This window comes from Microbacter sp. GSS18 (genome assembly GCA_029319145.1).
Taxonomy (GTDB): domain Bacteria; phylum Actinomycetota; class Actinomycetes; order Actinomycetales; family Microbacteriaceae; genus Microbacterium.
The window spans coordinates 2,923,117-2,945,651 of the sequence record CP119753.1; the positions used below are offsets into that span (position 1 = coordinate 2,923,117).

21 protein-coding genes are annotated in these 22,535 nt (G+C 70.1%); 9 read left to right on the top strand and 12 right to left on the bottom strand.

All coding sequences use genetic code 11. From position 1 onward, the window contains the following. Positions 1-6: 6 nt before the first annotated feature. Positions 7-1,224 (bottom strand): glycosyltransferase, encoded by a 1,218-nt coding sequence (locus tag P0L94_13440; protein ID WES63462.1) that lies wholly within the window; start codon positions 1,222-1,224, stop codon positions 7-9. A 125-nt stretch (positions 1,225-1,349) separates the two neighbouring features. Here P0L94_13440 and P0L94_13445 point away from each other — a divergent pair, with 125 nt between their 5' ends. The 4 genes from P0L94_13445 (at position 1,350) to P0L94_13460 (ending at position 3,686) form a co-directional block, all read left to right on the top strand. Continuing rightward, positions 1,350-1,943 carry a hypothetical protein gene (locus P0L94_13445; protein WES63463.1) on the top strand — a complete coding sequence of 198 codons (594 nt, stop codon included), beginning with the start codon at positions 1,350-1,352 and terminating at the stop codon, positions 1,941-1,943. Next, positions 1,940-2,791, top strand: a complete 852-nt coding sequence (locus P0L94_13450) for an LLM class F420-dependent oxidoreductase (GenBank protein ID WES63464.1) — start codon at positions 1,940-1,942, stop codon at positions 2,789-2,791. Before P0L94_13445 ends, P0L94_13450 begins: the two co-directional genes overlap by 4 nt. A 94-nt stretch (positions 2,792-2,885) precedes the next feature. Next, positions 2,886-3,299, top strand: coding sequence for a DUF6325 family protein (locus P0L94_13455; GenBank protein WES63465.1), 414 nt, complete (start codon positions 2,886-2,888; stop codon positions 3,297-3,299). Between the two features lie 33 nt (positions 3,300-3,332). Further along, the gene (locus tag P0L94_13460) at positions 3,333-3,686 is read left to right on the top strand and encodes an SHOCT domain-containing protein (protein WES63466.1); all 354 of its coding nucleotides are present in this window, start codon (positions 3,333-3,335) and stop codon (positions 3,684-3,686) included. A 27-nt stretch (positions 3,687-3,713) separates the two neighbouring features. On the opposite strand, the gene P0L94_13465 is transcribed toward P0L94_13460, so the two are convergent. The 3 genes from P0L94_13465 to P0L94_13475 all read right to left on the bottom strand — a co-directional run bounded on the left by P0L94_13465 (position 3,714) and on the right by P0L94_13475 (position 6,705). Further along, positions 3,714-4,826 carry an AI-2E family transporter gene (locus P0L94_13465; protein WES63467.1) on the bottom strand — a complete coding sequence of 371 codons (1,113 nt, stop codon included), beginning with the start codon at positions 4,824-4,826 and terminating at the stop codon, positions 3,714-3,716. After that, positions 4,823-5,563 carry an ion channel gene (locus P0L94_13470; GenBank protein ID WES63468.1) on the bottom strand — a complete coding sequence of 247 codons (741 nt, stop codon included), beginning with the start codon at positions 5,561-5,563 and terminating at the stop codon, positions 4,823-4,825. The genes P0L94_13465 and P0L94_13470 overlap by 4 nt, the downstream gene beginning before the upstream one ends. A gap of 62 nt (positions 5,564-5,625) precedes the next feature. Then, on the bottom strand, positions 5,626-6,705 hold the full coding sequence (locus P0L94_13475) for a hypothetical protein (protein ID WES63469.1): 1,080 nt from the start codon (positions 6,703-6,705) through the stop codon (positions 5,626-5,628). Between the two features lie 101 nt (positions 6,706-6,806). Between P0L94_13475 and P0L94_13480 the strand changes: the two genes are divergently transcribed. Next, positions 6,807-8,126 carry an ion channel protein gene (locus tag P0L94_13480; protein WES63470.1) on the top strand — a complete coding sequence of 440 codons (1,320 nt, stop codon included), beginning with the start codon at positions 6,807-6,809 and terminating at the stop codon, positions 8,124-8,126. 25 nt (positions 8,127-8,151) lie between these two features. Then, positions 8,152-9,528: a DUF2252 domain-containing protein gene (locus P0L94_13485; protein WES63471.1), complete on the top strand. Its 1,377-nt coding sequence runs from the start codon at positions 8,152-8,154 to the stop codon at positions 9,526-9,528. Positions 9,529-9,643: 115 nt separating this feature from the next. On the opposite strand, the gene P0L94_13490 is transcribed toward P0L94_13485, so the two are convergent. From P0L94_13490 to P0L94_13520, 7 genes are all read right to left on the bottom strand, one after another. Then, positions 9,644-10,126 carry a MerR family transcriptional regulator gene (locus P0L94_13490; protein WES63472.1) on the bottom strand — a complete coding sequence of 161 codons (483 nt, stop codon included), beginning with the start codon at positions 10,124-10,126 and terminating at the stop codon, positions 9,644-9,646. 40 nt (positions 10,127-10,166) lie between these two features. After that, on the bottom strand, positions 10,167-11,168 hold the full coding sequence (locus tag P0L94_13495) for a DnaJ C-terminal domain-containing protein (GenBank protein WES63473.1): 1,002 nt from the start codon (positions 11,166-11,168) through the stop codon (positions 10,167-10,169). A 15-nt stretch (positions 11,169-11,183) separates the two neighbouring features. Further along, complete coding sequence (locus P0L94_13500) at positions 11,184-11,810, bottom strand: nucleotide exchange factor GrpE (GenBank protein ID WES63474.1); 627 nt, start codon at positions 11,808-11,810, stop codon at positions 11,184-11,186. A gap of 2 nt (positions 11,811-11,812) precedes the next feature. After that, a complete protein-coding gene (gene dnaK, locus P0L94_13505; protein ID WES63475.1) occupies positions 11,813-13,684 on the bottom strand; it encodes a molecular chaperone DnaK in 1,872 nt (623 codons plus the stop codon). A gap of 184 nt (positions 13,685-13,868) precedes the next feature. Next, positions 13,869-14,474, bottom strand: coding sequence for a hypothetical protein (locus P0L94_13510; protein ID WES63476.1), 606 nt, complete (start codon positions 14,472-14,474; stop codon positions 13,869-13,871). Positions 14,475-14,525: 51 nt separating this feature from the next. After that, positions 14,526-15,728: a cation:proton antiporter gene (locus tag P0L94_13515; protein ID WES63477.1), complete on the bottom strand. Its 1,203-nt coding sequence runs from the start codon at positions 15,726-15,728 to the stop codon at positions 14,526-14,528. Between the two features lie 4 nt (positions 15,729-15,732). Continuing rightward, positions 15,733-16,221 carry a TrkA C-terminal domain-containing protein gene (locus P0L94_13520; protein WES63478.1) on the bottom strand — a complete coding sequence of 163 codons (489 nt, stop codon included), beginning with the start codon at positions 16,219-16,221 and terminating at the stop codon, positions 15,733-15,735. 127 nt (positions 16,222-16,348) lie between these two features. Between P0L94_13520 and P0L94_13525 the strand changes: the two genes are divergently transcribed. From P0L94_13525 to P0L94_13535, 3 genes are all read left to right on the top strand, one after another. Beyond that, entirely contained in the window at positions 16,349-17,746 is a 1,398-nt protein-coding gene (locus tag P0L94_13525) for an MFS transporter (protein ID WES66326.1), read from the top strand. A gap of 111 nt (positions 17,747-17,857) precedes the next feature. After that, a complete protein-coding gene (locus tag P0L94_13530; protein ID WES63479.1) occupies positions 17,858-18,415 on the top strand; it encodes a hypothetical protein in 558 nt (185 codons plus the stop codon). 166 nt (positions 18,416-18,581) lie between these two features. Further along, positions 18,582-20,438, top strand: coding sequence for a substrate-binding domain-containing protein (locus tag P0L94_13535; protein ID WES63480.1), 1,857 nt, complete (start codon positions 18,582-18,584; stop codon positions 20,436-20,438). Positions 20,439-20,489: 51 nt separating this feature from the next. Here P0L94_13535 and P0L94_13540 read toward each other — a convergent pair whose 3' ends face one another. After that, on the bottom strand, positions 20,490-22,406 hold the full coding sequence (locus tag P0L94_13540) for a BCCT family transporter (GenBank protein ID WES63481.1): 1,917 nt from the start codon (positions 22,404-22,406) through the stop codon (positions 20,490-20,492). Positions 22,407-22,535 lie beyond the last annotated feature (129 nt).

The window sequence follows — 22,535 nt, forward strand, 5'->3', positions numbered from 1 at the left end:
GGCGGGCTACTCCGGGACGGGCTCGCCGCGGTAGAGCGCCTCGAAGGTGTCGAGGGTGCGCGTCATGTCGTGCACCTTGACGCCCTCGAGCGACGCCTTCTGCATCGCGAGTCGCTCCTCAGGGGTCTGGCGCAGCACGCGGTTGAGCTTCGCAGCGAGGTCGTCGGCGTCGCCCGGCGCGAACAGATAGCCGTTCTCGCCGTCGTGGACGAGATGCGGCAGCGCCACGGCGTCCGCGGCGACGATCGGCAGACCCGAGGCCATCGCCTCCATCGTCGCGATCGACTGCAGCTCGGCGATCGAGGCGATGACGAACGCGCTGGCGTTCGCGAGGAAGGCGCGCAGCTCATCGTCGGACGTGTGCCCGTGGAAGCGCACGCGATCGAGCAGCCCGAGCTGCGCCGCGAGCTCTTCGAGGTTGCGTCGCTGGTCGCCGTTGCCCACGATGTCCAGGCTCACATCCAGAGCCGGGTCGAGCTTGGTCAGCGCGTGCAGCACGACGTCGATCTGCTTCTCGGTCGTGAGGCGCCCGACGAAAACGAGCCGGTTGGCGTCGCGCGGCGTGAGGTCTGCGGTGTAGTTCGACGCGTCGATGCCGCAGCTGACCGGCAGGACGCCGTCGATGTCGATCGTCCCCTCGAGGAAGTCGGCGGCCTTCCGCGTGGGCGTCGTGACCGCCCGGGTCAGGTCGAACGTGCGCTTGGCGTCGTCCCACGCGAGCTTGACGACCACCCTGTCCAGCATCGGCGGCAGCGTGGTGAAGTCGAGGATGTTCTCGGCCATGACGTGGTTGGTGGCGACGATCGGGATGCCGCGCTTGGCGGCTTCGCGCGAGAGCCCGCGGCCGATCACGATGTGCGACTGGATGTGCACGATATCGGGCTTCACGGCGTCGAGCACCCGCCGGGCGTAGTGCTTGGAGCGGAAGGGCATGACGAACGTCAGCCAGTCGTGCGGGTACCAGCGCCACGACGGCAGGCGGTGCATCGTCATCGGCTGGCCCTCGATGACCTCGGTGAACACGCCGTGCTCACGATGCGTCCTGCTGGGCGCCATCACGTGCACCTCGTGCCCGCGCGCGACCAGGCCCGCGGCGAGGCGCTCAGCGAACCGCGCCGCCCCGTTGACGTGCGGCAGGAAGGTGTCGGCCCCGATCAGGATCTTCAGGGGACGCGGGTTCACGGCGTCGGCGGAGGGTTCGTCGGGCGTCGCGGAGTCGGTCACGGGATGCTGTGGGCCTGTCTGTGCGGCGAGGGGATTGCGCGCTGCGGATGGCTCTCGCGCGCGCACCACTCTACCCGAGGGGTTCTCCCAGCCCGGCAGGCGGGGCGCGGTCGTACGCTGGGGGAATGCCGCGACTCCAGGCCGATGCATCCGACGACCTCTGGGTCCCCGTGACCGGCTCGCTCGGGCTCCGAGGACGCCGGCACCGCAAGGCGGCCATCCGGATGCTTCTGACGCAGGCGAACCGCGCGATGGGTCAGACCGAGCGCCCCGGCAGCCCCGTCGCCGCTTGGGTGATGAGCCAGGCAGCGCCGCTGCTCATGAAGCGGACCGCGGGGCGTCTGCTCGTGTGGGTGTGGAAGAGCGACCCCGACCTGCTGGTCGCGATGGCGCAGGTGCAGGAGGCGACGAACCAGCTGCGCGCGGCGCGCGCGATGATGCCCATGGAGTACGACGACACCGAGTCGTTCCGCAATCCCCATCTGGGCGTGGGCGAGAAACTCGCGATGGAGCTGCCTCCCGACCCCGCTCAGCCGCCGTTCGCGTCGTACACGTGGGACACCGGCGCGCACTTCGTCACGCTCACGGCCGTGTGCGGCGACCGCGAGCGCTTCGGCACCGTGATCGGCGCCGTCGACGACCTGGCCCGCACCCTCCGCGTCGTCGAGGACCTCACCCTCGGCGAATCCCCCGACGTCCTGAGGATCGATCCCGCATGAGCGAGAGCACCGCGCCGGCCACCGTCCACCCCGCAACCCACCGGCCCGTGCGCATCGGCGTGCAGCTCGCGCCCCAGCACGCGACGGTCGCCGAGTACCGGGATGCCGTCCTGCGGGCCGAGGACATGGGCGTGGACGCCATCTTCAACTGGGACCACTTCTTCCCGCTCACCGAACCCGACGAGGCCGAGCACTACGAGGCGTGGACACTCCTGGCCGCGATGGCGGAGCAGACCGAGCGGGTCGAGTTCGGGCCGCTGGTCAACTGCAGCTCCTACCGCAATCCCGACCTGCAGGCCGACATGGCCCGCACGGTCGATCACCTGAGCGCGCGCGCCGGCGGTCCCGGCCGCTTCATCTTCGGCACCGGGTCGGGCTGGGCCGAGCAGGACTACGTGGAGTACGGGTACGAGTTCGGAACCGTCGGGTCGCGCCTGAACGCCCTGGCGGAGGACCTGCCCCGCATCCGCTCGCGGTGGGAGCGGCTCAACCCGCCGCCCACGCGGCGGATCCCGATCCTGATCGGCGGTCAGGGCGAGCGCAAGACGCTGCGCCTGGTCGCCCGGCACGCCGACATCTGGCACACCTTCACGCGTCTGGAAGGCATGCCGCACAAGATCGGCGTGCTGCACGAGTGGTGCGCGCAGGAGGGACGCGACCCCGCCGACATCGAACTGTCGACGGGATTCACCATCCGCGGGTTCGGGCCGCTGCTCGAGGACGATGCGCCGGACCGTCTTCACGCCCTCGGGTTCCGACTGCTGATCCCCGCGATCGACGGCCCGGACTACGACCTGTCTTCGCTCGCGCCGCTGCTGCGGTGGCGCGATCACATGAACGGCGGGTGACCGGGGGCGCCGGACACTGGCCCCCGTCGCGGCGGCGTGATAGACCGGCTAGGACGCGGAACAGGTGCGACCGCGCGTTGTCGAGAGGACGCTGATGGCTGAATTCAGATACGGACCGGTCGAGCTCTACCTGGTCGGCTTCGCGGGCGAGGCGCCCTCGCCGGAAACGCTCCAGGCCCTCGGCGACCTCGCCGACAGCGGCCTGGTGCGCGTGCTCGACTTCGTGCTCATCTCGAAGTCGTCAGGCGGCGACCTGACGGTCACCGAGATCGAGGACGAGGACTTCCCGCTCGACCTCTACGAGGTCGGCATCGCCGGCGACGAGGACATCGAGGAGTTCGCCGAGCTCATCGAGCCGGGCGGCTCCGCGGCGCTCGTCGCACTCGAGCTGCTCTACGCGCGCAAGCTCGCCGAGAGCGTCGCCGCCTCGGGTGCCGTCGTCCTCAGCGCCGAGCGCATCCCCGCCCCGATCGTCAACGCCGTGATGGATGCGGCCGACGAGGCCTGAGTCCGCCGTCGCAGAAGCAGAACAGGAGAAGACATGCCCAGAAGGTTCGGACGCCCCGGGCTGGTCGGCCTGGCGGCCCGCACGGCGGTCGTCGCGGGTACGGCCAGCGCCGTCAGCGGCGGTGTGTCGCGTCGCCAGCAGCGACGCGCGCAGGACCAGTACGAGCAGGAGCAGTACCAGGCCGCCCAGCAGCAGGCCGCGATGAACGCGGCCGCGCAGCAGGCGGTCGCCGCGCAGATGCCCGCGGCTCCGCCCGCCCCCGCGGGGGCGTCGGCCGGCGGCGGCACCGACCTGGTCGCCGAGCTGCAGAAGCTCGGCGCGCTGAAGGAGGCCGGCATCCTCTCGGATGCCGAGTTCGCCGCAGCGAAGGCCAAGCTGCTCGGGTGACGCGCACGTCGGCAGCGGGTCCGGGGATCACCCCGATCCGTTGTCCTCCGGCGCGCGCTCGGTCGCCGCGGTGTCGCCCGAGAGCCACCGCAGCCACACCGACTTCGGGTCCTGCTCGAGCACGAGCGCGCGCACGAGCAGAGTCAGGGGGATCGACAGGATCGCGCCGAGCGGCCCGATGACGAACGTCCAGAAGATCACCGAGAAGAAGCTCAGCGTCAGGCTGAGGCTGACCGCGTCGCTGACGAACTTGGGCTGGATCAGCACCTGCAGCGTGACGTTGACCACGCAGTAGATCACGATGACGACGAGCATGAGAGGCCATCCGCCGACGACGAGCGCCAGCAGCGCCGGCGGCACGAGCCCGAGGACGAATCCGATGTTGGGCACGAAGTTCGTCACGAACGCCAGGATCGCCCACACCGCCGGGGCGGGAACGCCCAGCGCCCACAGCGCCAGTCCGTCGATGATCGCGACGATCGCACCGAACGTGGCATTGACGACGTAGTAGCGGCGGACGTTGCGGTTGTAGACGGCGAACCGGGTCATCGCCGGGCGGGAGGACGGTCCGAAGTCCGTCGCGGCGCGCGCGTAGCGGGCACCGTCCGCGGCCATGAAGATGACATAGGCGAGCACGAAGAAGAACGCCGTGAGCACGCCCAGCGCCTGGCCGGTGAGCGATGCCAGCAGCGAGACGAGGTTCGACGGATCGAGCACCGAGGCCACCGCGTCGCCCGCCTGCTGATCGAGGCCGAGCGAGGCGAGGCCGGCGACGATCGCGTCGGCGGTGTCGCGCAGGTCCACCGACAGGTCGGCGACGAGGCGGACGAACTGTGCACCGGCGAACCACAGCATGGCCGCGAGCGCGGCGAGGATCGCGTAGCCGAGGACGATGACGATGGTGGTGGCCGTCCAGGACGGCCACCCGCGGCGGACCAGAGGCGCGCGCACCGGCCAGCAGATGATCACGATGACCGCACCGACCGCGAGCGGGCCGACGAGCTCGCGGGCGAGGTAGAGTCCTGCGAGCGCGACCGCGGCGGCCGCGAGCCCGACGACCACGCGCAGCGTCGGACTCAACGCCGGCGGTGGGGACGCAGATGCGGGTGCGGGCTGGGGTGGATCGACGCGACGCTTCACGAGCCCAGGCTAGAGCCGTCGCGCCGTCCCGGCGGCTCGTCGCCGAGGCGCGCCGCCACCTCCGTGATCTGACGCGCCACCTGACGCACCTGCCCCCGCGTCGCGGGCTCTTGATCGTCGTCTTCGCCGACCGCCTTCTCGAGCACCCACGACGACACGGTGGCGGTGACGACGCTGACCACGGCGATGCCGCCGGTCATCAGGAGCACCGCGACGATGCGTCCCCACGAGGTGACCGGGTAGAAGTCGCCGTACCCGACGGTGGTGATGGTGACGAACGCCCACCACACGGCGTCGCCGAAGGTGTGGATGTTCGAGTCGGGCGCGGGCCGCTCCGCCTCGAGGACGGACAGGGCCGCCATCCAGATGAGGGTCAAGGCGGCTCCTGCGCCGTAGATCGCGATGCGGCTGCGCAGCGCAGCCCCGGCCGTGCGCTGAAGCGCGGCGATGACCGTGAGCGCCTTGAGCAGGCGCAGCGGCCGCATCGCCGGGATGAGCACGACCGCGAGATCGAACAGGTGCCGGAAGAACCAGCGCGTGCGCTGGGGCGCGATCGTCAGCCGCACCACGTAATCGACCGCGAAGAATGCCCACGTGGCGAACATCACGAACCGGGTGACCACCTCGGCCGCCCCGACCGGCACGGCGATCACCTGCCACGAGTACGCGACGATGAACAGGACCGACGCGACGATGAGGGGCCAGTAGGTGAGCTTCTCCCAGCGCTCGTCCGACATGCTCCGCAGACTATTGCGCCGTCGCGCCGCGCGGCGCGCGCCTCGCCGGGGCCGAGCGCGGCTCAGCGCCGCGTATCGGCCTGCAGCGCCGCGGCGTTGCGGATCAGCATGATGATCCAGGTGAAGACGAGCACGCCCGCGACCAGCTCCACCGCGGTGAGCGTGTAGATGCCGAAGGCGAAGTAGACCGCCAGCAGCAGGATCACGGCGAAGAACCACCAGCCGAGCGCGAGGAACGTCTTCGGCATGTCGGGGATCCACCACCGGATGCCGATGGCGGCCACGCCGAAGGCGATCGCCATGCCCGAGGCCGCGAAGGTGTGGATCCAGAAGAAGCGGTCGACGTGGAAGACGCCCACCAGAGCCAGCAGGACGCCGACGAGGATCAGGCACACCCGCATGTTCCGCCGGCCGTTCGGGTGAGGGGTCGGGATGGCGAGGGTGACGTAGCGGGCGAGGGTCGTGACGATCAGGCCCGCGACGATCAGGGTCAGGTTGAACGCCAGCGCCGAGAAGTCGCCGGTCACGCCCAGCGAGCTCAAGTGGTCCTGCCACCACAGCGGATCGCTCGCGGTCAGCATGCTCGCGATGATCCCCTCGGCGAGGAACACCGCCAGGACGACCGCGAGCAGCATGAGGTCCATGTGCGTCGCCGAGTAGAACGCGAGGTAGCCGGTGACGGCGGCCGCGGCGCCCGAGAGGACGAGCAGCGGGACGGCGAAGACCTGGGCGCCGATGAACGAGTCCTCCAAGATGACCGACAGGAGCGTCCAGGTCAGCAGCGCGATGACGCCGTGGGCGACGGCGAGCGCGAACACGTCGAGGTAGTCGAAGCCCCGGAAGCGGTCCCGCTGACGGCGGACCACGATGAACCGCCCGGCCGCGAACGAGACCATGGCCACGACCGCGCCGGTGATCGCCGCATACTGTCCGATGGAGCCCGGCCCCGAGATCGGGGCGTCGTCGAGCTGGAAGACGAGGATCGCCAGGGCCGCGACCGCGATGAACGAGACCGCACCGCCGGTGATCGCGAGCGACTCGAGCGACCTCTCCGTCTTGCCGTCGAACTCGCGTGCCGCCTCGCGGGCGACGGCGGCGAGGCGCGCTCGACGGGCGTCCTGGGGTGAGGTGGGCGTGCTCACGGCACGAGGCTATCGTCGCAGCCGCCCGAAGTCAGCCGATCCGGGCGCTGATCGCGGCGGATTCCCCCGTCGCGACGCGCGGCCGGTCTATGGTGAGTGCCATGAGCGGCGACGGACAGGCGGCTGCGATCGATCCGACCCCGCGGCGGCTGCTCGCCCTCAGCGTGCCGGCGGTGGCCGTGGGGATCCTCGCGGCGCTGGTTCTGTGGCTGCTGGACGAAGTGTCCCTCGGTCTCGAATGGGTGCTGTGGGACGCCGCACCGGGCCTGGTCGGCGCAGATCCGGACTCCGGATGGTGGATCTTCCTGACGCTGACCCTGGTGGGCCTCCTCGTCGGCCTCGTCCTGTGGCTCGTCCCCGGTCACGGCGGCCCGGACTCGGCGACCGTCGAGCTCGACGCACCGGTGCAGCCGATGAAGTACGTTCCCGGTATCGCGCTCGCCTCGATCCTCACGCTCGGCGGCGGCGTCAGCCTCGGGCCCGAGAGTCCCATCATCGGAATCATCACCGCGATGACCGTGTGGGGACTGACGAAGCTGTGGCCGAAGTTCCCCGTGCGTCTGTCGGTGGTCCTCGCGCTCGCCGGCACGATCGGCGCCCTGTTCGGCACGCCGATCGCCGCGGCGCTCGTCCTGACCGGCCCGCTTGCGGCAGCCCCCGGCCGCGGATCGCTGTGGGACAAGCTGTTCCTTCCGGTCGCGGCGGCCTCGGCCGGCGCCGTCACGACGCACCTGCTCGGCGGCGGCATCCACGCGGTGCCGGGCATCGAGCCGTACGGCGGCCCCCAGCCCCTCGACATCGTGTGGGGGATGCTGATCGCCTCGGTCGCGGCCGGTCTCGGCCTTCTCACCGCCTGGGCGCTGCCGCCGCTGCACCGGCTGCTGCGCCGGGCGCTGCGGCATCCGTTCCTCGTCCCCGCCGTCGGCGGCGTGCTCCTGGGCGCGCTCGGGGCGATCGGCGGACCGGTCACGCTGTTCAAAGGACTCGACCAGAGCGCCGAACTGATCGAGAACGCCGACTCGTACTCCACCGGGCAGCTCGCCATCATCCTCGTCGTGAAGATGCTCGCCCTCGTCGTCGCGGCGGCGGCGAGCTTCCGCGGCGGTCGCATCTTCCCCGCGATCTTCCTCGGGATCGCCACGGGCATGCTCATCCACGCCCTGATCCCCGGCATCCCCCTCGGCCTCGCGCTGTCGGCGGGCGTGCTCGGGTTCACGCTCGCGATCTCGCGCGACGGCTGGATCGGCATCTTCGCGGCGGTCGCGATCGTCGGCGACATCACCCTCATCCCGATGATCTGCGTCGCGGTGCTGCCGGCATGGCTGCTCGTCTCGCGCGGACCGGAGATGATCGTGCACACCGCCCACGACCGGAGCGAGCCGGACGAGGCCACGCCGAAGGAGCAGGGCTCTTCCGCGTGAGCGACCGACGTGTCATGCTCCGAGCATGTCCGACGCGAGTCCGGCACTGTGGCCTCCGCTGACTCCCCTCGCGGCCCGCATCGACGCGGGCCGCGCGATCCGGCGCGATCACCCGCGTGAGGGGATGGACGCGCTCACCCTGACCGCGCGCGATCCCCTCCGCATCCTCGACGCGCAGAACGCCACGCGCGTGCCCGAGCTCGTTCCCTTGCGCATCGAGCGGATGTCGGCGAGCGCCTTCGCGTTCTACCGCGGCACCGCCGCCGTCATGGCCGCCGATCTCGCCGCCGACCCCAACAGCGGCATCCTCGTCGGATCGTGCGGCGACGCGCACGTCGCCAACTTCGGCTTCTACGCCTCGCCTCAGCGCACGCTCGTGTTCGACCTCAATGACTTCGACGAGGCGGCGTGGGCGCCATGGGAGTGGGACGTCAAGCGACTGGCCACCAGCATCGTGCTCGCGGCGGACGCCGCCGGACTCGGAACGGATGTGGCCGGAGAGGCGTGCCGGGATGCCGTGCGCGCCTACGCCCGCGTGATGAAGGCGAACGCCGAGAAGAGCCCCGTCGACCGCTACTTCGAGCACTTCGAACTCGACGGCGCAGTCGAGAAGATGGATCCCGAGACCCGGCACGCCATGAAGGACGCCATCAAGGACGCCGAGCGGCGCACCGGCGAGCGCGCGGCGCACAAGCTCACCGAGACCGCACCCGACGGTCGCCTGCGCTTCATCGAGTCGGCTCCGACGATGGTGCGGGCCTTCTCGGACCAGCTCGCGCGGGTCAACGAGCTGTTCGAGGAGTACCGAGCGACCGTGCCCGTCGACATCGGCGCCCTCCTGCGCGGCTACGAGCTCGTCGATGTCGCGCGGCGGGTCGTGGGCGTGGGAAGCGTCGGCACGCGGTGCTACCTGCTGCTGCTGCAGGACGGCGACCGGAACGCCCTGATCCTGCAGGCCAAGGAGGCGCTGCCGAGCGTGCTGCTCACGACCGGCTCCATCCGGCAGCCGCACCAGGTGACGGCCTACATCGCCCGCAACGCCCAGGGCGGTCGCGTGGTCGCGATGCAGCGGATCCTTCAGGCGGTGTCCGACCCCTTCCTGGGGCATGTCACCGGTCCACGCGCCGACTACTACCTGCGCCAGTTCCACGACAGCAAGGGCAGCATCGACGCCGAGACCCTCGAAGCGGGGCCCTTCCAGCGACACGCGCAGCTGTGCGCCGCCGTGCTCGCCCGCGCCCACAGCCAGTCCCCCAACGCGGCGACGGTGTCGGGGTACGTGGGCGGCGGCAAGGTCGCGGCCGAGTCCATCACCGCCTGGGCATTCGCGTACGCCGACGTCGCGCGACAGGATCACGCAGACTTCGTCGCCGCCCACTCCGGATCCGCTGCGGACGGCTAGCGCTGCGAACTCCGTCCGTCCATTGCATATCCACTCGCCGAGTGCACGGCTTCCGCGCGCGCACGCGCTATGGATTCGGCGAGGGCATATGCTCCGCTCGGCGCGGGTGGGTCGCCTATGCCTCGTCGTGCTCGGACTCGTCGGGTTCGTCGCCCTCCGCCGGCGGAAGCGACGGCCGGGGCCGCCACACCACGACCTCGGTGGCGCGGCGGACGCGCGTGCCGTGTCGCAGCGGGATGACGCCGCCGGCGCGGCCCGCGGCGAACACCCGGGCGCCCGGGCGGTTCTCGACCTCGGCGCGGATGCGCTCCTCGAGCGCGTTGACACGACCGGTGAGCGAGCGCACCTGATCCTCGAGGTCGAGGATGCGGGCGATCGCGGGCAGGCCGATGCCCTCGGCCGACATGCGGGCGACCTCGCGCAGCTGGGCCACGTGCCGCAGCGAGTAGCGGCGCGACCCGCCGCGCGTGCGGTCCGGAACGACGAGGCCGAGGCGGTCGTACTGTCGCAGCGTCTGCGGGTGCATGCCCGCCAGCTCCGCAGCGGCGGCGATCGCGAAGATCGGCGCGTTCTCATCGAACTCGCGCGGTTGCGCCATCACTCGCTCACCTCCTCGGCGTCGTCGTCCCGTCCATGCTTCAGCCCCGCGCCTTGGCCATGAGGTCGGCGCGCGGGTTCTCCTTGGGTTCCAGGTCGTGGAATCGCTGCAGCGCCTCGCGCGCGGCATCGTCCAGGTGCGACGGCACCGCGACCTGCACTTCGGCCAGCAGATCGCCCGTGCCCTTGGCGGTCTGGACGCCCCGACCCTTGACGCGCAGTACGCGACCCGACGGTGTGCCAGGAGCGACGCGCAGCTTCACCGGGTCTCCGCCCAGCGTCGGCACCTCGATGGTGGCGCCCAGCGCCGCCTCGGTGAAGGTGACCGGCACGGTCACGCGCAGGTTCAGTCCGTCGCGCGTGAACACCGGGTGGGGACGCACGGTGACCTGCACGACGATGTCGCCGGTCTCACCGCCGTCCGGCGACGGACGGCCGCGCCCGCGCAGCCGGATCTTCTGGCCGTCCGACACCCCGGCGGGGATCTTCACCTTGAACGGCTTGCCGTCCTCGCCCTGCAGCGTGATGGTCTCGCCCTTGGTGGCGGTGATGAAGTCGATCGTCGTGCGAGCCGTGACATCCGCACCCCGACTCGGACCGCCGTACCCGCGGAATCCGCCGGTGGGCTGGCCGAAGCGGCCCGAGCCGAAGCCCGTTCCGCCGCCGCCCTGATTGAACATGCCGAACAGATCCTCGAAGTCTCCCGACTGGAAGCGGCCGCCGCCACCCCCGCGGCCCTGGTTGAACATCGAGAAGACATCCTCGAAGCCGCCCTGGCCCTGACCGCCCGCGGTGAAGCGCGCACCCGAGCCCATCGCCCGGATCTGGTCGTACTCCTTGCGCTGCTCGGGGTCCGAGAGCACCGAGTACGCCTCGCTGATCTCCTTGAACTTCGCCTCGGCGGCGGAGTCGCCCGGATTCGAGTCCGGGTGGTATTTGCGCGCGAGCTTGCGATACGTCTTCTTCAGCTCGGCGTCGGGGACGTCCTTCGACACACCCAGGACCTTGTAGAAGTCCTTGTCGAACCAGTCCTGACTGGCCATGGATGCTCCCTTCGCCTACTCGGCCGGGACGGCGACCACGACCTTGGCGGGTCGCAGCTCGACCGAGCCCAGACGGTAGCCGGGCTCGACGACCTCCAGGATCGTCGCCTCGGTCACGCCGGGGGTCGGCGCCTGGAAGATCGCCTCGTGCTGCTGCGGGTCGAACGCCTCGCCGGCCTCGCCGTACACGGTCATGCCCATGCGCTCGGCCACGCCGCGCAGCTTCTCCGCGATCGCCGCGAAGGGGGTGCCCTCCTCGAGGTCGCCGTGCTTGTCGGCGCGGTCGAGGTCGTCGAGCACCGGCAGCAGCCCCTTGGCGACCGCGCCCTTGGCGCGCTCGATCTCGACCTCGCGCTGCTCCTCGGTGCGGCGGCGGTAGTTGGCGTACTCCGCCTGCAGACGCTTGAGGTCGTTCAGCAGCGCCGACTCGAGGTCGGCCAGCACGGCATCCTCGGCGGCGGCGTCGACGTTCTGGGTCGCGCCCAGGATGTCGTCGACGGTCAGATCGTCCTCGATGGGCCGCTCCTCGGGAGCCTCGCCCTCCTGCGGCTCGGGGCCGGACGCCTGGGCGTCCGGCCCCTCACCACCGAGGACCTCGTCACCGTCGTTGTCGATCGGCTCTTCGGGGTCCTTGTTCGCCATGGTTACTTCTTCTCGTCCTCGTCGTCGACGACCTCGGCGTCGATGACGTCCTCGTCGGGGTTGGGGACGTTGCCGGCGCCGGGCTCGTTCGCGGCCGGGTCGGGGTTCTCACCGGCGGCCTGGCCGGCCGCGTAGATGGCCTCGCCGAGCTGCGACTGGCTCTGGCTGAGCTTGTCGAAAGCCGTCTTCACCGCGTCGTCGTCCTCACCGGCGAGCGCCGTCTTGAGCGCGTCGACGTCGGCCTGGACCGAGTCCTTCACCTCGGCGGGGAGCTTGTCCTCGTTCTCCTTGATGAGCTTCTCGACCGAGTACGACAGGGTCTCGGCCTGGTTGCGGGTCTCGGCGGACTCGCGGCGCTTCTTGTCCTCGGCGGCGTGCTCCTCGGCCTCGCGCACCATGCGGTCGATGTCGTCCTTGGGCAGCGACGAGCCGCCGGTGATGGTCATCGACTGCTCCTTGCCCGTGCCCTTGTCCTTGGCGGACACGTGCACGATGCCGTTGGCGTCGATGTCGAAGGTGACCTCGACCTGCGGGATGCCGCGCGGAGCCGGTGCGATGCCGGTCAGCTCGAAGGTGCCCAGCGGCTTGTTGTCGCGCGTGAACTCGCGCTCGCCCTGGAAGACCTGGATCGCCACCGACGGCTGGTTGTCGTCGGCGGTCGTGAAGGTCTCGCTGCGCTTGGTGGGAATGGCCGTGTTGCGCTCGATGAGCTTGGTCATGATGCCGCCCTTGGTCTCGATGCCGAGGCTCAGGGGGGTCACGTCGATCAGCAGCACGTCCTTGCGCTCGCCCTTGAGGACGCCGGCCTGCAGGGCGGCGCCGACGGCGACGACCTCGTCCGGGTTCACGCCCTTGTTGGGCTCCTTGCCGCCCGTCTCCTGCTTGACGAGCTCCGACACGGCGGGCATGCGGGTCGAGCCGCCGACGAGGACGACATGGTCGATGTCGGCGACCTTGATGCCGGCCTCGCGGATGACGTCCTCGAACGGCTTCTTGGTGCGGTCGAGGAGATCCTTCGTCAGGTCCTCGAACTTCGCGCGCGACAGGTTCTCCGACAGCGACACCGGGCCCGAGTCGGTCAGCGACAGGTAGGGCAGGTTGATCGAGGTCGAGGTCGAGCTGGACAGCTCCTTCTTCGCCTGCTCGGCGGCCTCCTTGAGGCGCTGCAGCGCGATCTTGTCGCCCGAGACGTCGACGCCCGTCGTGTCCTTGAACTGCTTCATCAGGTAGTCGACGACGCGCTGGTCCCAGTCGTCACCGCCGAGGCGGTTGTCGCCGGCGGTGGCGCGCACCTGGATCGTCGAGAAGTCCTCGTCCTTGCCCACCTCGAGCAGAGACACGTCGAACGTTCCGCCACCGAGGTCGAAGACGAGGATCAGCTCGTCCTCCTTGCCCCGGTCGAGGCCGTACGCGAGGGCCGCGGCGGTGGGCTCGTTGATGATGCGCAGGACGTTCAGGCCCGCGACCTCACCGGCCTCCTTCGTGGCCTGGCGCTCGGCGTCGTTGAAGTAGGCGGGGACCGTGATGACGGCATCCGTCACGGAGTCGCCGAGGTACTGCTCGGCGTCGCGCTTGAGCTTCTGCAGGATGCGGGCCGAGACCTCCTGCGGCGTGTACGACTTGCCGTCGATCGCCTGCGTCTTCCAGTCGGTGCCCATGTGGCGCTTGACCGAGGTGATGGTGCGGTCGACGTTGGTGACGGCCTGGCGCTTGGCGGTCTCGCCGACCAGCACCTCGCCGTCCTTGGTGAACGCGACGACCGACGGGGTCGTCCGGAAGCCCTCGGCGTTCGCGATGACCTTGGGCTCGCCGCCCTCGAGCACCGAGACGACGGAGTTCGTCGTTCCGAGGTCGATTCCAACAGCACGTGCCATGTGTTTCTCTCCTTCGTGTGGACCGAGGCCGCGAGCCGCGGTCCGGGTAGTGCACAAGTCTGGGAGCGGCTCGGCGACACGGGTCAGATCCCGGGTTGAGCCGCAACGACTCAAGGGTACGCCGAGCGCCTGAGCGTGTCAAATGAAGTTGATATGAGGCGACTCAAGTTTGTGTTCGGCGACCTCACACCGACTTGGCGAGGGTCTGCAGCAGCAGCACCAGCGCACCCAGCGCCACGAGCATTCCGAGCGCCAGCAGCGTCTGCCACCACCGCAACCGCGAACTGCGCACCGCGAGCAGGCCGATGACCACGAGGGTTCCCACGTAGATCCACGCCGCGATCATCAGCGCGAGCTCGATGTCGAGCCATCCCGCCCACGCCGCGCCGATGAAGGCGGCGGGGAGGACGACGGTCGCGAGCGCGGCCGACGAGACGCGGAGAGGGACCATCACCTCGGCTCGCGACGAGAAGTGACTGTGCACCACGAGGTGGCCGACGATCTCCGACACGAATCCCGCCGTGGTGATCCCGAGCACACCGAAGATGAGCGCCAGGAACGCGTGCTCGGGGTCGGGATGGCTGCCCGAGACGACGAGCACGATCGCGAGCCCGGTGAAGGTGGCGTAGACGCGCTCCTTGAAATAGGACACCAGGCCGGCGTCGCCGCCCTCGCGGGCGATCGCGTCTCGGCGACGCGCGCTGCGGGACCGCCGCGCACGGTAGGCGTCGCCGACGTTCTCGTCGGTGTCGGGGGTGTCCGGGTTCTCGGCGGCGGAGGCTGCGTCCATGCGCTCATCCTGCCGCCCGTGGCGCGGATACGTCCAGGCGGCGGCCCGGGGCTACGGCGAGGCCAGTCGCTGACGCTTGCGCCGGTCCTGCTGGACCCGCTTGGTCCAGTCGGCGAACCACGGCGCATCAGGGAGGCGCGCGAGCACCGGTCCGACGACGATCGTGATGAGAACGTACGCGGTCGCGAGCGCGGCCAGCGACCGATCGACCCCCGAGGCGATCGCCAGCCCCGCGATGACGATCGAGAACTCTCCCCGGGGCATGAGCGCGAAACCGGCTCGCCAGCGACCCGCTTCGGCGATGCCCGCTCCACGCGCCGCCAGGTATCCCGACAGCAGCTTCGTGCCCATCGTGACGATCGCGAGAAGGATGGCCGGAACGAGCATCGGGACCAGATCGGCGGGATTCGTCGACAGCCCGAAGAACAGGAAGAACACCGAGGCGAACAGGTCGCGCAGCGGCATCAGCAGGCGATGGGCGTGCTCGGCCACCGGGCCCGAGATCGCGATGCCCACCAGGAACGCACCGACGGCCGATGACACGCTCGCCTGCGCCGCGAGCCCGGCGACCAGCATCGTGAGCCCCAGGATCGACAGCAGCAGCACTTCGGCGCTCCGCGACCACACCAGCCGCGACACGAAGTGTCCATGGCGCAGCGCGATGTAGAGGATCACGATCACCGAGGCGAGCGCGATGACGACCGTGATGACGCTCGCCCCCAGGTCGAGACCGATGAGCAGCGCCGTGAGCACCGGCAGATAGAACGCCATCGCGAGGTCCTCGATCACGAGGATCGACAGCACCGTCGGCGTCTCGCGGTTCGACAGGCGCCCGAGGTCATGGAGCATCTTGGCGATCACGCCCGACGAGGAGATCCACGTGATGCCCGCGAGCGCGACGGCGGCGACCGGCCCCCATCCGAGGGCGAGCGCGAGCACCGCACCCGGCGTGGCGTTGAGGACCATGTCCCACACGCCGGCCACGCGCGAGGTCTTGAGGTTGCCCATGAGCTCCTGCGGCGTGTACTCGAGCCCGAGCATGAGCAGCAGCAGGATCACCCCGATCTCGGCGCCGATCTCGATGAACTCCTCGCCCGTGTTGAAGGGCAGCAGGCCGCCCTCGCCGAAGGCGAGCCCGCCGAGCAGGATCAGCGGGATCGGCGAGATCCCGAGCCGGCCGGCGAGCCGGCCCAGCAGCGCGATCCCGAGCAGGAGCGCACCGATCTCTATGAGAACGAGCGCGCCATGAGACATCGGGTCAGACTCCGTCGACGATGTCCGCGAGCTTCTGGAGCCCCTCGCTCGTCCCCACCGACACGAGCGTGTCGCCGACGTGCAGCACCTCGTCGGGCGCCGGGGCGGGGATCACGCCGGCATCGCGCACGATCGCGACGATCGAGCATCGCGTGAGGGTGCGTGCGCGCGTGTCGCCGAGCGGCCGTCCGGCGTAGGGAGAGTCCGCCCGCAGCGTGATCTGCTTCGTCGAGATCCCGTCCACCTGCTGGCGCAGGCCCGCGATCTGGGTCATGATGACCGACCCGCCCAGGACCTCCGACAGCGCCGTGGCCTCCTCGTCGGTGAGGGCCACGGTCTCCGCCGCGCGGTCGGGATCATCCTCGTCGGCGACCGATATCTCGCGGCCGCCCTCGCGGAAGGTGATGACCGACAGGCGGCGACCGCCGTCGGTCTCGATGTCATGACGGGTGCCGATCCCAGGCAGCTCGGCGCGTTCGACGTGCACGGACATGCGTCCATCATGGCATCAGCGGCGCGGCCACCCGACCGTCGGCGCGTGTACCCTGGCGCATGCCGCGACGGAGCGGCGCACCCGTGGCGGAACCCGCCGTTCACCGAAGGGTCCTACCGTGACCGACATGCCGCTGCCCGAGCACCCGTCACCCGAGTCCGCCCCCGAGCCACCGGCCGGCGCGAACACCCGCAAGCGCGAAGTGCTGGCGTGGGCGCTGTGGGACTGGGGCTCGGCCGCCTTCAACGCGGTGGTCACGACCTTCGTGTTCTCCACGTATCTCGCCTCGACGGCATTCGTCGACCCGGCCATCGTTGCCGCGGCGGGCGGAGACGACTCCGACCCGGCGCTGGTGCGGGCGCTGGCCGACAATGCCAGCGTCGTCGGCTGGGCGCTCATGCTGGCGGGCCTGCTCATCGCCGTGCTCGCGCCGGTGCTCGGCCAGCGCTCGGACGGCAGCGGGCGCCGCAAACTGTGGCTCGGGATCAACACTTTCGTCGTCGTCCTGGCGATGGTCGCCATGTTCTTCGTGCAGGCCGCCCCCGCCTACCTCGTCCTCGGCGCGACGCTGCTGGCCGTCGGGAACATCTTCTTCGAGTTCGCCGGAGTGAGCTACAACGCCATGCTCGTCCAGGTCTCCACGCGGGAGAACATGGGCCGGGTGTCGGGCTTCGGCTGGGGCATGGGGTACGTCGGCGGCATCGTGCTGCTCATCCTGCTGCTGGCACTGTTCATCCAGAGCTTCGGCGTCGACGGACGGGCGGGAGCACTCGGCATCCCGACCGACGACGGGCTCTACATCCGGGTCGCCGTGCTCGCCTCGGCAATCTGGTTCGCCGTGTTCGCGATCCCGGTGCTGGTGCGCGTGCCGGAGGCTCCCGCGCGCGAGCGGGGCCGCCACCCCGGATTCTTCCGTTCGTACGCCGTGCTGTGGGGCACGATCACGAAGCTCTGGCACGGCAACCGCCAGGTGCTGATGTTCCTGCTGGCGAGCGCCGTGTTCCGCGACGGCCTGGCGGGGGTCTTCACATTCGGCGCCATCATCGCGGCCCAGGTGTTCGGCTTCTCGTCGTCCGAGGTGCTCTACTTCGCCGTGGCCGCCAACGTCGTCGCGGGCGTCACGACCATCCTCGCCGGGCGGCTCGACGACCGGTTCGGCCCCAAGGCCGTCATCATGACCTCGCTGGGCGGACTCGTGGTGGCCGGCACCGCCGTCCTCTTCATCGGCACCGCGGCGCTGGGGTTCTGGATCGCGGGCCTCATCCTCACGGCGTTCGTCGGCCCGATCCAGACGGCCAGCCGCTCGTTCCTCGCGCGCATCACCCCCTCGGGCCGCGAGGGCGAGATCTTCGGGCTCTACGCCACGACCGGCCGTGCCGTCTCGTTCCTCGCGCCCGGCCTGTTCGCGCTGTCCGTGGCCGTGTCGGGCAGCACGCGCCTCGGCATTCTGGGCATCGTGCTGGTGCTGCTGGCAGGTCTGCTGCTGATGCTCCCGGTGCGCGCGAAGCAGGCGGTCATCGACTGAAGCGCGAGGCGTCACCGCTCCACAGGCGCGACGACACGCTCCCCGGAGTCCGATACTCTGCCTTGCGGGGGGTGTGCCCCGTCCGCACGGAAGAAAGAGCCCCTCCCGATCGTGTCCGACCGACTCCGCGAATCGCGCCGTATCGCTCGCCACGAACGCGCTCTGGCCTACTGGGCCGTGCTGCTGGCGATGATCCTCTCGCTCTGGGTCGGCTCGACCGCCGTCCCGCCGGAGTGGATGCGGATCCCGGCACTGTTCGTCCACTTGGGCGGTGTCATCGTCGGCCTCGGCGCCGCCGTCCTGCTCGAGATGAAGGGCCTGCTGTGGGCCGTCGGGCGCAACACCGTCGAGGACGTGCGGCGCATCGAGCACACGGTCTCGCCGCTGGCCTGGATGGGGATCTTCGCCCTCTTGGCATCCGGCGCCTTCCTGCAGCCCGACCTGACGCAGCCGCTGACGGTGCTGAAGATGGCCGCCGTGCTGACGGCCGCGATGAACGGGGTCGCCATGACGCGCCTGACCGATGAGCTGGCGCGCCTGCCCCAGCGGGTGCGGTTCGGCGCGCTTCCGCTTCGCATGCGGTCCTGGGCGATCTGGAGCGCCACCGTCTCGCAGGTCAGCTGGTGGACCGCCGTGATCATCGGGATGCTGAACACCGCGATGCGCTGACGAGCGATCACACGCGCGGTTCCTTCCCAGACGGGGTCGGCTAGGCTCGGCAACGACGGACGGGCTCGCCCGCCGTTCCCGGCGCCCCCGCGCCACCCCGACCAAAGCCGCACGCGCGGCGGCCGCCGACCAGGCCGCCGACGCACACGACCCGCCGGAGGCACCGGTGAGCACTCCCTCCGCCATCGACGAACGACGCGCCGCACGAGCCGCGCGCCGTCGCCGCATCCTCATCTGGACCACGGCCGCCGTGATCGTGCTGATGATCGCGTCGATCGGCACGCTGTCGGTGCTCATCGTGCGTGCCACGAGCGACGAGCCCATCGCCTTCCCCGACGACCAGCCGGCCGATGCGGCCGGCGCAGGCCCGTGCACCGAGGTCTCGGTGCTGTCGTCGTTCGAGAACGCCGAGATGGTCGCGGCTCTCGCCGCCGGCTACAACGCCGAGCCCCGCGACGTCGGCGGCTCCTGCGTCACGGTGACCGCCGAGCGCGAGAAGTCGGGCTTCGCCGCCGAGCAGGCCGCGGACGGCTTCAGCCTCACCGCGATGGAGCAGCCGACCGTCTGGATGCCGGATGCCTCCACGTGGCTCGCGGTGGCCCGCGACATGGGCGCCGAGGACATCGTCCCCGCCAGCGGAGAGAGCACCGCCGAGTCGAACATCGTCCTGGCGATGCCGCAGCCGCTCGCTGCGGCGATCGGCTGGGAGGACGAGGCGCCGTCGTGGGCGGACGTCTTCACTGCCGCCGCCGACGAGAACCTCTGGTCGGATCTCGGCTATCCGGAGTGGGGCTCGTTCAAGCTCGGCAAGACGTCTCCGGTGGCCGCCACCTCCGGCGAGGCGGCGATGTTCGCGTCGTACGGCACCGCATCCGGCTCCATCGAGGGCCTCAGCGCCGCCACGATCGCCGATCCGGAGGTGACCGCGGCGGTCACCGAGCAGGAGCTGTCGGTGAGCCACTACATGTCCACCCCGGAGCACTTCCTGTGGCACGCCCGCCAGTCGGAGCAGGCCGGCTCGGCCGCCGACTTCCTCTCTGCGGTCATCGTCGACGAGAAGTCGGTGTGGGACTACAACCGCGGCATCACGAGCCGCGACGGTGCCACCCGCATCGAGTCCGAGCCGCCGCGCGAGAAGCTCGTCACGATCTACCCCACCGATGGCTTCTACGTCTCCGACAGCCCGGCGGTGGTGCTCACCGGCGACTGGGTGAGCGATGTGCAGGCCGAGGCCGCCGCGGACTTCCTCCGCTACGCGCGCACCGCGCAGGGGCAGCAGCTTGTGCGCGAATCGGGCTATCGCGACCTCAACGGCGAGCTCGACACGTCGGTGCTCGAGGTGGGCGCACTGCAGGCCGCACCCGTCGGAGCACTGGAGTTCCCGGATTCCGATGTGGTCGCGGCCGTCAACGAGGCGTTCCCCGACGTGCGCAAGCGCGCCGACGTCCTGTTCCTGATCGACACCTCCGGGTCGATGGGGGACGACATCAACGACAACGACACGCGGCTTTCGGCGGCGCAGGACGCGATCGAGCTGGCCCTGGACCACTTCACCGCCGGCGACAACGTCGGGCTCGCCGCATTCGCCCAGGGTCCTGGCGGTGCCCTCACACCCGGTATCGTCGCGCCCGTCGCCGACATCAGCGAAAACCGCGACGACTTCCTCGACGCGCTGTCGGCCCTCGAGGCGTACGGCCACACGCCGCTCTATGAAGCCGTGGACGAATACGCGGCCCAGATGGCGGAGTCGGCCACCGACGACCGGATCAACGCGATCGTCCTCCTGAGCGACGGGGCCAACTACACGCCGGAGAGCCCGACCATCGGGGCTGAGGAGATGCTCACGCACCTCGAGGACCTGCACCACAACTCGCCGGTGCTCGTGTTCACGCTGGCCTACGGGTCGGATGCGGACGTCGCGACGCTGCAGTCGATCTCGGGCGCGACCGGCGCGCACTACTACGACGCCACCGACCCGACCAAGGTCAAGTCGGTGCTGGGAGACCTCGTCACCAGCTTCTAGCGCCCACGCCCGGACGCGCCCGACCATCCGGCAGGGCGCGTCCGCGCCCGCTCAGCCGAGCGGGTCCTTGCCGTCGTCGTCGGCGTTGCGATCCGGGATGTGGTGCGAATCGCCCGCCGCTCTCGGGTCGTGGTCGACGAGTTCGTCGACGTCCTCGGTCGACACCCCTCCGACCGCGGCGTTCTCCATCTCGAGGGCCGCAGCCGACGCGCGCCGCGGCGGGCGGTCGCCGTCGACATGGGTGAGGACGAACGGGTCCATGTGCTCCTCCTTCTCCTCGCCGGCGCCCGTCGGAACGCCGACCTTGGCGGCCGGCCGACGCTGCCACCGGGGACGTCGGCGCCCGATGATGTCCACCGGGCCGGTCTCCAGCCCGTAGAACTCGCCGATGCGGTCCACGAAGAGAGCCCGCTGCGCCCGATCGTAGGCTCGGCGCTCACGGCTGAACGCGACGATGGTCGCCCAGCAGATGCCGAGCATGACGAAACTGAAGGGCAGCGCGATGATGATCGCCGCCGTCTGAAGCGCGGTGAGCCCGCCCGAGAGCAGCAGCGCGATCGCCAGGATCGCAGTCAGCAGCGTGAAGAGCGTGCGGATGCGCTTGCGCGGATTGATCTGCCCGCCGGTGGCGATCATGCCCATGACGAGCGCACCCGAGTCGGACGACGTGATGAAGAAGATTCCCACCAGGATGATGACGCCGATCGTGAGCCAGGTGGTCGCCGGCATGTACCCCAACAGCGTGAACAGCGCTCCCGAGAGGTCCACCGAGCCGTCCGGCAGAGTCATCGACCCCGGCACGGTCAGCTCCTGGTAGACCGCCGATCCGCCGAGGATCGCGAACCAGAGGATGCCGATCAGCGTCGGCACGATGATCACGCCCATGATGAACTGGCGCACCGTGCGGCCCTTCGACACGCGCGCGATGAAGATCCCCACGAAGGGCGCCCACGAGATCCACCAGCCCCAGTAGAACGCCGTCCAGCCGGCCTCCCAGATCTCGCCGGCCTCGCCCTGCCAGGCGTTGACGTTGAACGACAGCGCGACGTAGTTCTGGATGTAGTAGCCCATGGACTGCACCCATTCGCGCAGCAGGAACTCGGTGGGCCCGAGCACCAGGAACAGGAGCACCAGGACGCCGGCGAGCATCAGGTTCGTCGACGACAGCCACTTCATGCCCTTGGTCACGCCCGAGAGCACGGATGCCAGGACGAACACGGTGATGACCAGGATGATGATGATCTGCGAGATCGTCGACGGTTCGACAAGGCCCGCCGAATCGAGGCCCGAGCTGATCTGCAGCACGCCCAGCCCGAGCGACGTCGCGACACCGAACATCGTCCCGGCGAGGGCGACGACATCGATGACGTTGCCCCATGCGCCGTTGACCCGCTCGCCGAGGAGCGGCTCGAAGATCCACCGGATCGAGATCGGCCGGCGGCGGCGATGGATCGCATACGCCAGTCCCAGACCCACGACGACGTAGATCGACCAGGCCTGCACGCCCCAGTGCAGGTACGTCTGGCCCATCGCCTGCGCCGCGAGCTGCTCCGGCGTTCCGCTCACGCCGGGTCGGGGAGAGACGAAATGGCTGAGCGGCTCGCTGACGCCGTAGAAGACCAGGCCGATCCCCATTCCGGCCGCGAACAGCAGACCGAACCAGGCGCCGACCGAGAACTCCGGCTCATCATCGTCGGCGCCGAGTCGGATGTCGCCGTACTTGCTGAACCCGATGACGAGGCAGAAGGCGACGAAGAAGACCGCGATGAGCACGTAGTACCAGTTGAACGCGTTGACGATCGTCGACTGGATGGCTCCGAACATCGCCTCCGCCGCCCTGGGCGCGATGAGGCAGAATGCGCTGAACGCCACGACGACGATCGACGCGGGCCACATCACCCATGGAGCGACGATCCCCGGATGCGGCTGGGGATCCTGGGCCTTGGTGGTCGGTGATTCGCTGGTCATCTCGCACCTTCCGGACGGCTCGTCTTGACTTCACCGTACCGAGAGCGGTGTGGGATCGTAACCCGGAATCACCCGCCGGGCGAGTGCCGGTCGGCCCGCCCCACGAAGGGCGAGCGCGGCCGGGCTGCC

Coding starts and splice junctions, on each gene's coding strand:
- P0L94_13445 (WES63463.1), top strand. CDS start 1,350: ATGCCGCGACTCCAGGCCGATGCATCCGACGACCTCTGGGTCCCCGTG.
- P0L94_13450 (WES63464.1), top strand. CDS start 1,940: ATGAGCGAGAGCACCGCGCCGGCCACCGTCCACCCCGCAACCCACCGG.
- P0L94_13455 (WES63465.1), top strand. CDS start 2,886: ATGGCTGAATTCAGATACGGACCGGTCGAGCTCTACCTGGTCGGCTTC.
- P0L94_13460 (WES63466.1), top strand. CDS start 3,333: ATGCCCAGAAGGTTCGGACGCCCCGGGCTGGTCGGCCTGGCGGCCCGC.
- P0L94_13470 (WES63468.1), bottom strand. CDS start 5,563: ATGTCGGACGAGCGCTGGGAGAAGCTCACCTACTGGCCCCTCATCGTC.
- P0L94_13480 (WES63470.1), top strand. CDS start 6,807: ATGAGCGGCGACGGACAGGCGGCTGCGATCGATCCGACCCCGCGGCGG.
- P0L94_13485 (WES63471.1), top strand. CDS start 8,152: ATGTCCGACGCGAGTCCGGCACTGTGGCCTCCGCTGACTCCCCTCGCG.
- P0L94_13490 (WES63472.1), bottom strand. CDS start 10,126: ATGGCGCAACCGCGCGAGTTCGATGAGAACGCGCCGATCTTCGCGATC.
- P0L94_13495 (WES63473.1), bottom strand. CDS start 11,168: ATGGCCAGTCAGGACTGGTTCGACAAGGACTTCTACAAGGTCCTGGGT.
- P0L94_13500 (WES63474.1), bottom strand. CDS start 11,810: ATGGCGAACAAGGACCCCGAAGAGCCGATCGACAACGACGGTGACGAG.
- dnaK (WES63475.1), bottom strand. CDS start 13,684: ATGGCACGTGCTGTTGGAATCGACCTCGGAACGACGAACTCCGTCGTC.
- P0L94_13510 (WES63476.1), bottom strand. CDS start 14,474: ATGGACGCAGCCTCCGCCGCCGAGAACCCGGACACCCCCGACACCGAC.
- P0L94_13515 (WES63477.1), bottom strand. CDS start 15,728: ATGTCTCATGGCGCGCTCGTTCTCATAGAGATCGGTGCGCTCCTGCTC.
- P0L94_13520 (WES63478.1), bottom strand. CDS start 16,221: ATGTCCGTGCACGTCGAACGCGCCGAGCTGCCTGGGATCGGCACCCGT.
- P0L94_13525 (WES66326.1), top strand. CDS start 16,349: ATGCCGCTGCCCGAGCACCCGTCACCCGAGTCCGCCCCCGAGCCACCG.
- P0L94_13540 (WES63481.1), bottom strand. CDS start 22,406: ATGACCAGCGAATCACCGACCACCAAGGCCCAGGATCCCCAGCCGCAT.